This window comes from Pseudomonas sp. GM102 (assembly GCF_000282555.1).
In the GTDB taxonomy this organism is placed as follows: Bacteria; Pseudomonadota; Gammaproteobacteria; order Pseudomonadales; family Pseudomonadaceae; genus Aquipseudomonas.
The window spans coordinates 57,427-69,950 of record NZ_AKJB01000086.1; the positions used below are offsets into that span (position 1 = coordinate 57,427).

Here is a 12,524-nt window from a genome sequence, read left to right on the forward strand (position 1 = left end):
TGATCCAGGCGGGGCTTTTTTATGTGAATTTGCGGTGTTTGAGCCGACGCCTTCGCGGGCAAGCCTCGCTCCTACAGGTATTGCGCCGATCCGTGTAGGAGCGAGGCTTGCCCGCGAAGACGGTGTGTCAGGCAAATGCTAATGCAGCAGGCACATCCACATCCCACAACACCCCCGGATCCTCCACCGCCACCTCGACCACCCTTGCCTGCGCAAACAGCGACTTGGCGCCGTGATCACCGGTCAACGCCATCAACCCTGGACCAAAGCTTCGCCCGAACCCCACCGGATGCCCATATTGCCCCTCATGCACCGGCACGCTGATCGCATCATTGGCAATATTCGCGACAACCCGCTCAATGCTGGACGGCAGGATAAACGGCATGTCCCCCAGCATGATCAGCCAGCCACCGAGTTGCGAGCACGCCGCCACACCCGCCGCAATGCTGTCGCCCAGACCGGTCGACTCGACCCGCACAATCTCGCAGCCATAGGCCTGAGCCATGCGAATCACTTGCGGGCGATCCGCGGTGGTCACCAGTACGCGCTTCTCAAGCGCGGCCGGCAGATTCACCAGCACCTGCTCGATCACCGAATGCACGGTGACGCCGTCACGAGCGGTGCAGTCCACTAGCAGCTTGTCCTTGTCGTCTCCCGCCACCTGTCGAAACCGACTGCCCTGCCCGGCGGCCAGGATGATGACGCCGATGGAGTCGCTCATACGCCCTCCTGCAACGGCCTCTTCTGTTTCAGCTCGATGCCGTTCTTGATCGCCACAATTTCGGCCAGCAGCGACAAGGCGATTTCCGCCGGTGTATGGCTGCCGATGTGCAAACCGATCGGGCCGTGCAAGCGCTCGATGGCCTGTTGTGACAAGCCTAGCTGAGCCAGGTTGTCCCGGCGCTTCTGGCTATTGATCCGCGAACCCAGCGCACCGACATAAAACGCCTTGGAGTCCAGCGCCGTGAGCAGCGCCATGTCATCCAGGCGCGGATCGTGGGTCAGCGCGACAATGGCGGTACGTTCGTCGGTCTGGATGGTCAGCACCGCTTCGTCGGGCATGCCCGAGACAAAGCGACCGTGTTGCTCTTCCCAGCCATAGACGAACTCAGTGCGCGGGTCGCAGATCAGCACTTCGAAATCCAGCAGCCGCGCCATCTCGGCAACGTAGCGCGACAGTTGGCCGGCGCCGATCAGCAACAGCCGCCAACGCGGACCATAAATGGCGCGCAAGGTCTGCCCGTCAAACACCAGCGCGTCGGTCTTGCTCGCTGGCTGCAGAATCACTTCACCGGTCGCCAGGTTCAACTCACGCGCAACGATTTCATGGGCCTCGCAGCGCGTCAGCAATTCGGCAACCCACGCCGGATCGCCGACGCGCTCCTCGGTCAGACGCAACGTGCCGCCGCACGGCAAACCAAACCGCGCGGCCTCCTCACGGGTGACGCCATAGGTAATCAATTGCACCGGCGGCCCATCGGCCGGAATACGGCCATCGTGCAGCCGGGCAATCAGGTCATCCTCGACACAGCCACCGGACACCGAGCCAATCACCACGCCGTCTTCACGCAAGGCCAGCATGGCTCCAGGTGCCCGGGGTGCGGTGCCCCAGGTCTGGACCACGCTGTACAGCATCACCCCTTGACCGGCGCGGCGCCATTGCAGCACGCTGCGCAGGACGTTCAGATCGACGCTGTCCATCAGGCTTGCGCCTTCTGCCAGCCTTGCAACTGATAGCGCACCGGCAGGTTACGGATGCGCTTGCCGGTGGCGGCGAAGATCGCGTTGCACAGCGCTGGCGCAATCGGCGGCACGCCCGGCTCACCGACTCCGCCCAACGGCACATCGCCCGGTGGCGTAACCAGGTGCACGGCGACTTCTTTCGGCGCCAGGGACATGCGCGCTACCTCGTACATGTGGAAGTTGTCCTGCTGAACCTTGCCGTCTTTGAAGCTGATCTCCCCCAGCACCGCGTTGCCCAGGCCCATCACGCAGGCACCTTCGAACTGCGAGCGAATCCGCTCAGGGTTAATCTGCGGGCCGCAATCCACGGCGATGTCTGCCTTGTGCACGATCAGCGTGCCATCGTCTTTGACTTCCACCTCGATCACCGCCGCCACATAAGTGACAAAACTATAGTGCACCGCCAAGCCCAGACCTCGACCCTTGGGCAACTCACGCCCCCAACCGGCCGCTTTGGCGGCGGTTTCCAGTACGGTGCGCATCCGTGCAGTGTCGATTGGATAACGCTCGGGAGATTCGCCGTAGTTCCACTCTTCACTCAAGGTGCGCGGATCGATCTGACGGTCCGGGCCGAGCAACTTGATCTGATACTTGAGCGGATCCTGGCCAGCCTTGTGGGCCAGTTCATCGACAAAGCTCTGAATCGCAAAGCCATGGGGAATGTTCGACACCGAGCGATACCAGCCGACCCGGGTATGGACTGTCGCTTCAGGGTTTTCCAGGCGCACGTTGGGGATCGCGTAAGCCATGTTGGTAAAGCCCATGCCCAGTTCGAAAGCCGCCTCATGGTTCATGCCCGACGCGAACAGTGCGGTGATACTCGGCGCCACCGTGCGGTGCAGCCAGCCGGACGGCAGGCCGTCCTTGTTCAGGCTGGCTTTCAGGTATTCAGCAGACACGGTGTGGAAATAGGAGTTGTGGATGTCGTCTTCACGGGTCCATTGCACCCGCACAGCCTTACCCGGGAACTCCTTGGCCAGGATCGCCGCTTCAACGACGAAGTCTGGCTTGGATTTGCGACCGAAACCGCCGCCGAGCAAGGTGACGTTGAACGTGACGTTATCGAATGGAATGCCCAAGCGTTCGCCAATCCGTTCGCGGCTGACTTGCGGGGCCTGGCTTGGGGCCCAGGCTTCGCACACGCCATCCTTGAAACGAGCGATGGCGACCATCGGTTCCATCGGCGATTGCGCCAGGTGCGGCAGGTAGTAAGAGGCTTCGAGGGTGCTGTCGGCGCTGCTCATGGCCTGGTCGATGCTGCCGGTATTGCGCACCACTTTGCCGGGTTTGAGGGACGCTGCTTCGAGTTCCTTGCGGTAGGCGATCGAGTCGTAACTGGCGTTGGGGCCGTCATCCCATTCGATTTTCAGCGCTTCGCGGCCCTTGATCGCCGCCCAGGTATTGCTGGCCACCACGGCCACGCCGCCCAGAGGCTGAAACTCGGACGGCAATGGACGGCTTTCGACTTGCAGGACCTTGATCACGCCCGGGACTTTCATCGCGGCGCTGGCATCGAAGGATTTGACCTTGCCACCGTAGACCGCTGGACGCGCGATGGTGGCGAATAGCATGCCGTCGAAATGCACATCGGCGCCGTAGACCGCCCGGCCGTTGACGATGTCCGCACCGTCGATGGCCTTGGTGCCTTCCTTGCCGATGTAACGGAATTCCGATGGCTGCTTGAGCCGCAGGCTGTCGCGAGCCGGCACCGCCAGTGCACCGGCAGCAGCGGCCAATGCGCCGTAGCCCAGTTCACGACCGGTCGGTTGGTGAATGACTTTATGCAGTTGCGCACGGCACTCGCTGACCGGCACTTTCCACTGCGCGGCGGCGGCTTGCTCAAGCATGGTTCGCGCGGCAGCCCCGCAACGGCGCATTGGCTCGTACCAGTGACGCATGCTGCGTGAACCGTCGGTGTCCTGATTGCCGAAACGCACTTCGTCGCCCGGTGCCTGTTGCACTTTGACCAGCGCCCAGTCGGCGTCCAGCTCATCGGCCACGACCATGGTCAGGCTGGTGCGTACGCCCTGGCCCATTTCCGAGCGGTTGCAGACCACGGTCACGCTGCCATCGGCGGCGATGCTGACATAAACCTTGGGGTCGTCGATCCAGCCGTTGGGCATGCCGTCTGCGCCGAACTTCTTGTCTTTTTCGGCGGCGAGCGCGTCCTGCCAACCCCAACTGGCTGCCAGCACCAGGGCACTGGTGGCGCCCACACCTTTGAGGAAACCACGGCGGCTGAGGTTGCTTAGCGCAAAATCATTCGGTAACCGGCTCATGCCTTGGCCTCCTTCAGGTGAGTGGAGGCCTGGCGGATCGCGATCTTGATCCGGTTATAAGTACCGCAACGGCAAATGTTACCGACCATCGCCTCTTCAATCTGCTCGTCGCTGGGGTTCGGATTGGTTTTCAGCAACGCCGTGGCCGACATGATCTGCCCGCCCTGGCAGTAACCGCACTGGGCCACGGCGCTGTCGAGCCAGGCTTGCTGGACGACTTTGCCAACCGGGTCGTTGTGCAGCTCATCGATGGTAGTGACATTTTGCCCGGTCACGGAACTGATGGGCGTGATGCACGCCCGCGCGGGCTGGCCGTCGACATGAATCGTACAGGCGCCGCACAGACCCATGCCGCAGCCGAATTTCGTGCCGGGATGGCCGCCCGCCACATCGCGAATGGCCCACAGCAGTGGCATCTCGTCCGCTACATCCATTTTGTAAGGTTGACCGTTGAGAATCAGAGTATTCATGGGCACGCCCGCATAGTTATAGAGGTTATGGGGTCGAGCAATCTGCCGCGTGGGTTCCTTCACGCAGATCGACTCAGGCTAATGGGCTCTCTTACGCGGACGACAACGTCTGCATCGGGCCTTTGGTGGAGCAAATGCTTGCATCGTTAGGTGGCTAAGTTAACTGAGCATTAACAAAAAAGCCCTGCACATTTGAAGATGTGCAGGGCTTTGGAATCAGCCTGAAAGGGTAGCCTCAATACTGATTGGGTTCCATTTCCAGATCGACCTTGAAACGCTCCGAAATATCTTTCTGAATACGCTGCGCCAGGTTCAGCAATTGCAGGCCCGTTGCGGTGCCGTAGTTGACCAGCACCAGCGCCTGTAATTTATGCACACCGGCATCACCGTCGCGAAAGCCTTTCCAGCCGGCCCGTTCGATCAACCATCCCGCCGCCAGTTTCATTTGCCCGTTGGGTTGCGCGTAGGCCACCAGCTCCGGGTATTGCTCCTTGAGTTGCGCCACTAATGTCGCCGGCACCAAGGGGTTCTTGAAGAAGCTGCCGGCATTGCCGAGCACCGCCGGGTCCGGGAGCTTTTCGTTGCGAATGCTGCAAATGGCCTGGCTGACATCGGTGGCAGTCGGGTGATCGATGCCCTGTTCAGTCAGGCGCTGACGCACCGGGCCGTACTCCAGATGCAGGTGTGCGGCGTGATCCAGGGCAAAACGAACGCGCAGGATCAACCACCGCCCCGGCTCCTGTTTGAACAGGCTGTCACGGTAGGCGAAGTTGCACTCGGCCAGCGAGAAGTCGCGCAGCTCGCCGGTCTGGCGATCGAGGGCCGTCAGGCCGGCAAACACGTCTTTGATTTCGACGCCGTAAGCGCCGATGTTCTGCATCGGTGCCGCGCCGACAGTGCCGGGGATCAAGCTGAGGTTTTCCAGCCCCGACAGCCCTTGCGCCAAGGTGTGCTGCACAAACGGATGCCAAGGCTCGCCGGCCTCGGCTTCAATCACGACCTTGCTGCCGTCATCACTGAGAATGCGAATCCCGCGTGTGGCCATGCGCAGTACCAGCGCCTGCACATCAGCAGTCAGCAGCAAATTGCTGCCGCCGCCGATCACCAGCACGGGCACATCATGTTCCACCCCATAGGCCAGGGCTTCGCGCACGTCAGCATCGCTATGGGCTTCGGCAAACAGCCGGGCCTGAACGTCCACACCAAAGCTGTTGTACGGCTTGAGCGAAACCTGGGGTTGAAGCTGCAAACTCATAACCGGCCCTTCAATTCGATCACCAGCAAATCGCTGGCGCGCTCTATCAGGTCCAGTACCAGCTCGAAGCCCTGGTCGCTGTCGTGATAAGGGTCCGGCACTTCATCGATTTCCGACTGATAGCGACGCAGGAACAGGTCCAGTTCGGCCTTGCCCTTGGCCGGTTGCAGGGCCTTGAGGTGGCGCAGGTTGCTGTTGTCCATCGCCAGAATCAGGTCGTAGGTGGCGAAATCGGCACGGGTCACTTGCTGAGCGCGCTGGGCGGACAGGTCGTAGCCGCGCAGTTTCGCCGCGGCCTGGCTGCGCTTGTCCGGGGGCTTGCCGACGTGCCAGTCACCGGTGCCGGCGGAGGCCACTTCGACTTGATCGGCCAGCCCCGCCTCACGCAGTTTGTGCCGCAATACGCCTTCGGCCGTGGGCGAACGGCAGATGTTGCCCAGGCAGACGAACAGAACCCGCATCAGGCCTCCAGCAAGCGACGAACGCGCTCGAGGTCTTCAATGGTATCGACACCGGTAGGCGGTGCGATCAGCGCATCGGCGACGTGAATCCGCACACCGTGCCAGAGCGCCCGCAGTTGCTCCAACGCTTCGGTGTTTTCCAGCCAGCACGGGCCCCAGGTGACGAAGTCCTGCAGGAAACCGGCGCGATAGGCATAAATGCCGATGTGGCGGCGATACGGCACGCCTTCCGGCAATTGCTCGCGGCTCTTGGCGAACGCGTCGCGAGCCCACGGCAAAGTGGCACGACTGAACGTCAGCGCCAGGCCATTGAGGTCGCTGACCACCTTGACCACGTTGGGGTTGAACAGGGTTTCCACGTCTTCGATCGGCTCGGCCAGGGTGGCCATGCGCGCTTCGGTGTGGACGGCCAGGTTGGCGGCGACCTGATCGATCACGCTCGGCGGAATCAACGGCTCGTCACCCTGAACGTTGACCACAATGGCGTCCGGGGCCAGGCCCAATTTCGCCGCGACTTCGGCCAGACGGTCGGTGCCGGAATTATGGTCTTCGCGCGTCAGCACCACGTCGGCACCAAAGCTTTTGCAGGCCTCGACAATGCGCGCATCGTCAGTGGCAACGACCACGCGCTGGGCACTGCTTTTGCTCGCTTGTTCCCAAACGTGCTGGATCATCGGCTTGCCGGCGATCAGCAGCAGGGGTTTGCCCGGCAGACGGGTGGAGGCATAGCGCGATGGAATGACAACGGTAAAGGCTGTGGTCATTTATCCAGACGCTCGTCGGTGGTCAGGGTGCGCGCTTCGCTTTCGAGCATCACCGGGATACCGTCGCGAATCGGGTATGCGAGGCCAGCGCCCTTGCTGATCAGCTCGGTTTTGTCGGCGCTGAGCTTCAGCGGACCTTTGCAGATCGGGCAAGCGAGAATATCGAGCAATTTGGTGTCCATGAACATTCCCTGGAGAGAAACGGAGTTAAGGCAAAAGACGAGCCGGCAACAGGCGTATCAGCTGTGTATCGAACCAGGCCACGAAGGCCGGCGATGGCACAGCATCGACCGCCAGGTACCACCAATCGGCGGCGGCGAAGGCACGGCACTTCACCGCGTCCTTTTCCGTCATCACCACTGGCAATGACGGTGTGAAATTCAAGGCCTGCACGCTGTACTCGGCGTGGTCGGCAAATGCATGCGGCACTGGCCGCCAGTGTAGCGTTTCGAGGGTCGTGAAGAAACGCTGGGGATTGCCGATCCCGGCAACGGCGTGAATAGCCTGGCCTGAGGGGAAGTGGTCCAGGGGCCGGCGTTCGCCGCTTTGCAGGTTGACCAGTGCCGTGGGTTGCAGCTGGAAGGCAAAACCGTCGATGCGGTCGGCCGTGGCACCGTTGTAAAGCACCGCATCGACGCTTTGCAGACGCTCGATCGGTTCGCGCAACGGCCCGGCCGGCAGGCAACGCTGGTTGCCCAGCCCCCGGGCGGCATCGATCAGCACCAGTTCCAGATGCCGGGCCAGCCGATAATGCTGCATGCCGTCGTCGGAGAGGATCAGGTCCAGCGGCTCGCTCGCCAGCAAGGCTTTGACTGCGCGGCTACGGTCCGGATCGATCATCAGCGGCACGCCGGTGCGCTGGACGATCAGCAATGGCTCATCGCCCGCCACGTCCGCGCCTTGATCCGCCTCGACCCGCCACGGCAATTGCGCAGGTTTGGCGCCGTAACCACGGCTGACGACGCCAACTCGCAAACCGCTGCGCTGGCAATGCTCAATCATCCATAGAATCAGCGGCGTCTTGCCGGTGCCGCCCACCGTGATGTTGCCGACCACGATCAGGGGCACCAGCGGTTGGTAGATCTCCCCCTCGCCCGCCAAAAAGCGTTTGCGCTTGCCGGTGACCACGCGTCGATACAGCCATTCCAGAGGCTGCAACAGCTTCAACGCCGGGTGACCTTCGTACCACGCAGCGAGCAATCGATCGGACATGGCCATCAGGACGCCGGCGCCGCCTCGACTGTGGTCATGCGCAAGTGACTGAAACCGAGCTTGCCGGCAGCGTCCATCGCGGTGATGACGGACTGATGGGGGGTCTTGCCATCGGCGCTGATGGACAGCGGCAGGTTGGTATCGCCGTTGGATTCTTTCTGGAGCGCTTCCATCAGGCTGGTCAGGTCATTCTTGGGCAACAACTGGTTGTTGACCGAGAACACCCCTTCAGCGCTGATAGCGATGTCCAGTTGCTTGGCCTGTTGGTCTTCGGCCGGGGAACCGCTGACCGCTTCCGGCAGGTCGACGCGCAACTGGGTTTCACGAGTAAATGTGGTGGTCACAACGAAAAACAGCAGCAGGATAAACACCACGTCAATCAGCGACGCGAGGTTGATGTCTATCGTTTCCCGTGGTTTACGACGGAATTTCACGCTTTGCCCTCAGCCAGGTCCACGTCGCGGTCGCCCTGTATAACCTCGACCAGCTTGATCGCTTCCTGCTCCATGCCCACCACCAGTTCATCGATCCGGCGTTGCAGAAAGCGGTGGAAGAACACGGCCGGGATGCCGACCATCAGGCCCGCAGCGGTGGTGATCAGCGCTTTGGAAATACCACCGGCCAGCACCGAGGCGTTGGTGCCCATGCCCGTGCCCATGAATGCACTGAAAATATCGATCATGCCCAGCACCGTACCCAGCAGACCCAGCAACGGGGCCATGGCAGCAATGGTGCCGAGGGCATTGATGTAGCGTTCGAGCTCGTGAATCACCCGCGCAGCGGCCTCTTCGATGCACTCTTTCATGATCTCGCGACCATGCCTGGAGTTCGCCAGACCGGCGGCCAGGATCTCGCCCAACGGAGAGTTGGCACGCAGTTCCTTGAGTTTTTCTTTATTGAGTTGTTTGTCCTTGATCCAGACCCAGACCTGCCCGAGCAGGTGCTCCGGGGTCACGCGGCTGGCACGCAGGGTCCAGAGACGCTCGGCAACGATCGCCATGGCCGCGATGGAACTCAGAATGATCGGCAGCATCATCCAGCCGCCGGATTTGACCAATTCCCACACAGTGACAGTCCCCTCGAAAAAGTGCGCCACTCTAACATAGGGGGTGGACGCACCGAAGACCGCGATGTCGCATCCGGTCGGGCTTCGACAGTTCGGGTTACTGGCTGGATGGTGGCGGATCGCGCCAGAAGCGCCGTTCTTGAAGCATCGTCCACGGCGGCTTGAAGCGCCCCAGTTGCAGACGAATGGCACCTTGCTCGGCGCTGTCGTAGATCGCCACACCGCGTTTTTGATACCGCGCCACGACCGTGGGATGGGGATGGCCGAAAGAATTGCCGTTGCCACGGGAGATCAGCACCGCGTTGGGTTGCAATGCGCTGAGCAACGCCATCGAAGATGAACTGCGACTGCCATGGTGCGGGGCCTGCAACCAATCCGTCGGTACCGCCAATGGACCGTCGAGCAGCGCCCGCTCGGCCGCGCTATCGATATCGCCAGTCAGCAGCAACCGCTCGCCATTGGCTTCGATCTGCAGCACACAGGACTTCTGATTGCTGTCTATGGCAGACGGCCACTGCCACAGCTGAAACTTCACACCGTCCCAGGCCCATTGCCGACCGCTCTCGCAGCTCTCGGCGTGCAGTTCGTCTGGCAGGGCCTGGTGATCGCCGCTCAGTATTTGCTTCACCGGTATTCCATTGGCAATTGCTCGCGCACCGCCGGCGTGATCGGCGTCGGCATGGCTGATCAGCATCAGATCGAGCCCGTTCACACCCAGTTTGCGCAATGACGGCAACACCACCCGCTCACCCAGATCGATATCGCCGAACCGTGGCCCGGCGTCATACAGCAAGGTGTGATGGCGGGTACGCACCAGGATTGCCAAACCCTGACCGACATCCAGCTGCCAGACCTCGGCCATGCCTTCAGGCAACGTGTGCCGGGGCGGAAAAACCAGCAACAGCAACATCGGCCAGCCCAACGGGCGCAACGGCACGCCTCGCGGCAATAACAGCAGAAAAGCCCCCAGCGTGCCGAGCGCCCATACCCACAACGGGACCGCCACCGGCACCCACGCGGGCAACTGCCCGGCGATCAACGCCAACGCCTTGAACAAAAGATCGATCAGACCGCCGGCCAACCAGAGCAATCCTTCGCCCACATAAGGAACGGGCAACAACATCGTCCCAAGCAAAGCCGGCGGCAGGACTACCAGGCTGACCCAGGGCACCGCCAGTAAATTGGCCAGCGGCCCGCTGAGACTGATCGGCAACCCCAGCACCAACAGCAGTGGGCATAGACCGATCGCGATCAGCCATTGAGCGCGGGTCCAGGTTTGCCACCAGCGCCATGCCCCCAATCGGCCGCCAAAAGTGAAAATCAGCACCGCGACCGCCGCAAAGGATAACCAGAAACCCGGTTGCAGGCTCGCCAGCGGGTCCAGCAGCAAAACACCGTCAAGCGCCAGCAATAGCGGCCACCATGCGCCGAGGTGACGAAACCGTAGTCGCCACAGCAGCACCAGACCGATCATCAGGCAGGCCCGCCGCACCGGCACCTCGAAGCCGGCCAGCAGCCCATAACCTAGCGCCGCCGCGAACGCCAGTCCGCATGCCCATGGCAGCCACGGCAAGCGCTTAGGCCATAAGCCATAACGCGCCAACCCGGCAATCAGCAGATACACCACTCCCGCCAGCAAACCAATGTGCTGCCCGGAAATCACCAACAGATGCACGGTGCCGGTGTCTTGCAGCACCTGCCAGTCCTCACGACTCAATCCGGCGCCATCCCCCAGCACTAATGCCGTCAGCGCACCCGTTCGCCCTTGAGCATCCACGGCCTGCAAACGCTGACGGATGCCGTCACGCCAGGCCCACTGTGCTTCCATCAGTCGCTGGCCATCTTTGACGGTCCCCGTGGCGCCGATGTGCCGGGCCAGTAACCAGGCGTCGTAATCGAACGCATGCGGGTTGAGCAACCCGACAGGACGCTTCAATTTGACGGCCAGCCGCCAATACTCGCCGCTGTTGACGGGCGGCCCGCCATACCAGGCCAGGCGCAGGTGCCGGGGCAGTCTGGTGCGACGCGACTGACTGTCCGTCAGTTCGAAACGCACCACGCCCTCAGCCTGCTGCGGTAACCCGGTCACACGACCTTCGACCCAGCGAGTCTCGCCATCGAGATTCAGCGCCAGGCGATCATTCAGCGCCCACTGTGCATTCGCACCCGACCAACTGAAACCGAACAGAAAAAATGCCAGGGGAAAGGTGCGAAACGGCAACAACATCAAACCCACTACCGGCAACAACAACCAAAGCCCCGCCGGCGGTAATACCGGTAAAAAACGCAGGGCCAGCAGACCCAACGCCAGCGCCATCATCCCTGTGCGCATAAGCCCGTCCTTGAGAGTCCCCTCCCTAGGCTTAGCCGGTGCGCCGCACGTCTGTCGTTATCAATTGTCACAAAGTCTGAATGGGCGGCTCGTAGAATCCAGACATACTTGCCGCCTGAACCGACCGAGAAGCCTTATGCCCCGGCGCTTATTCAAACGTTACATGCCAGACCCGACCAGCATCAGGGAACACAAATCCTTACGCTTTCTCGGCACCCTGCTGCATGATCCGAACCTCTGGCACCTCAATCGCCACTCCGTCGCACGGGCTATGGCGGTCGGTCTGTTCGCGGCGTTCCTGCCCGTCCCGTTGCAGATGCTGTTGGCGGCCATCCTTGCCATTGTGGTGCGCGGCAATATGCCGATTGCCGTCAGCCTGGTCTGGCTGACCAACCCGATTACCATGCCGGCGGTGTTCTTCTGTACTTACCAGACTGGTGCCTGGCTGATGGATGTTCCCGCCCGCAGCCTGCCGGATGAGTTGACCTGGGAATGGATCAGTGGCGAACTCTCGAGCCTGTGGCAACCGTTCTTGCTTGGTTCGGTGGTGACGGGGTTGACGCTGGGTGCCCTCGCCTATTGCCTGGTGATGATGTATTGGCGCTGGTGGGTTGGGCGGCAGTGGAAGCGGCGTAAGAAAAGTCGAATGTGAGAATGTAAAACGGCCTCCGCTTGGGAGGCCGTTTTTTATTGGTCGGGGACATATCCATTGTCGCGGTGACGTCGGCTCTTTGGTTGCGTACATATCCGTTTCTGCGGTCACGGCCGCTGGTGGTTATTGCACGCTCTTGTAGGAGCGAGGCTTGCCCGCGAAGGCGGCCTGATAGTCGACTGGGGTCTTTGATTGTTTACATATCCGTTTCTGCGGTAGCGTCGGCTGGCGGTTTCGCTTTTACAGCGAGTCACTTTCGAAAAGCGCGAAAGTAACCAAAGCGCTTCTGC

Annotated in this window: 13 protein-coding genes; 1 reads left to right on the top strand and 12 read right to left on the bottom strand. The window is 61.6% G+C overall.

Translation table 11 applies throughout. The annotated features are described in order from the left end of the window. Positions 1–127 precede the first annotated feature (127 nt). From PMI18_RS08230 to PMI18_RS08175, 12 genes are all read right to left on the bottom strand, one after another. Positions 128–721: a nucleotidyltransferase family protein gene (locus PMI18_RS08230; protein WP_007904032.1), complete on the bottom strand. Its 594-nt coding sequence runs from the start codon at positions 719–721 to the stop codon at positions 128–130. Further along, complete coding sequence (locus PMI18_RS08225) at positions 718–1,701, bottom strand: XdhC family protein (protein WP_007904033.1); 984 nt, start codon at positions 1,699–1,701, stop codon at positions 718–720. Before PMI18_RS08225 ends, PMI18_RS08230 begins: the two co-directional genes overlap by 4 nt. Further along, positions 1,701–4,022: a xanthine dehydrogenase family protein molybdopterin-binding subunit gene (locus tag PMI18_RS08220; RefSeq protein WP_007904038.1), complete on the bottom strand. Its 2,322-nt coding sequence runs from the start codon at positions 4,020–4,022 to the stop codon at positions 1,701–1,703. The genes PMI18_RS08225 and PMI18_RS08220 overlap by 1 nt, the downstream gene beginning before the upstream one ends. Then, the gene (locus PMI18_RS08215) at positions 4,019–4,492 is read right to left on the bottom strand and encodes a (2Fe-2S)-binding protein (protein ID WP_033036741.1); all 474 of its coding nucleotides are present in this window, start codon (positions 4,490–4,492) and stop codon (positions 4,019–4,021) included. The genes PMI18_RS08220 and PMI18_RS08215 overlap by 4 nt, the downstream gene beginning before the upstream one ends. Positions 4,493–4,727: 235 nt before the next feature. Beyond that, entirely contained in the window at positions 4,728–5,747 is a 1,020-nt protein-coding gene (murB, locus tag PMI18_RS08210) for a UDP-N-acetylmuramate dehydrogenase (RefSeq protein WP_007904040.1), read from the bottom strand. Then, positions 5,744–6,208 (bottom strand): low molecular weight protein-tyrosine-phosphatase, encoded by a 465-nt coding sequence (locus tag PMI18_RS08205; RefSeq protein WP_007904041.1) that lies wholly within the window; start codon positions 6,206–6,208, stop codon positions 5,744–5,746. The genes murB and PMI18_RS08205 overlap by 4 nt, the downstream gene beginning before the upstream one ends. Next, entirely contained in the window at positions 6,208–6,972 is a 765-nt protein-coding gene (gene kdsB, locus PMI18_RS08200; RefSeq protein WP_007904043.1) for a 3-deoxy-manno-octulosonate cytidylyltransferase, read from the bottom strand. The genes PMI18_RS08205 and kdsB overlap by 1 nt, the downstream gene beginning before the upstream one ends. After that, positions 6,969–7,154 (bottom strand): Trm112 family protein, encoded by a 186-nt coding sequence (locus tag PMI18_RS08195; RefSeq protein WP_003174668.1) that lies wholly within the window; start codon positions 7,152–7,154, stop codon positions 6,969–6,971. Before PMI18_RS08195 ends, kdsB begins: the two co-directional genes overlap by 4 nt. 25 nt (positions 7,155–7,179) lie before the next feature. Then, complete coding sequence (lpxK, locus tag PMI18_RS08190) at positions 7,180–8,190, bottom strand: tetraacyldisaccharide 4'-kinase (protein WP_007904053.1); 1,011 nt, start codon at positions 8,188–8,190, stop codon at positions 7,180–7,182. After that, positions 8,190–8,618: an ExbD/TolR family protein gene (locus PMI18_RS08185; protein WP_007904055.1), complete on the bottom strand. Its 429-nt coding sequence runs from the start codon at positions 8,616–8,618 to the stop codon at positions 8,190–8,192. Before PMI18_RS08185 ends, lpxK begins: the two co-directional genes overlap by 1 nt. After that, a complete protein-coding gene (locus PMI18_RS08180; protein ID WP_007904057.1) occupies positions 8,615–9,250 on the bottom strand; it encodes a MotA/TolQ/ExbB proton channel family protein in 636 nt (211 codons plus the stop codon). The genes PMI18_RS08185 and PMI18_RS08180 overlap by 4 nt, the downstream gene beginning before the upstream one ends. Before the next feature lie 97 nt (positions 9,251–9,347). Then, complete coding sequence (locus tag PMI18_RS08175) at positions 9,348–11,582, bottom strand: DNA internalization-related competence protein ComEC/Rec2 (RefSeq protein WP_007904058.1); 2,235 nt, start codon at positions 11,580–11,582, stop codon at positions 9,348–9,350. Positions 11,583–11,718: 136 nt separating this feature from the next. Here PMI18_RS08175 and PMI18_RS08170 point away from each other — a divergent pair, with 136 nt between their 5' ends. After that, the gene (locus PMI18_RS08170) at positions 11,719–12,234 is read left to right on the top strand and encodes a DUF2062 domain-containing protein (protein WP_007904060.1); all 516 of its coding nucleotides are present in this window, start codon (positions 11,719–11,721) and stop codon (positions 12,232–12,234) included. The last annotated feature ends 290 nt before the right edge of the window (positions 12,235–12,524 follow it).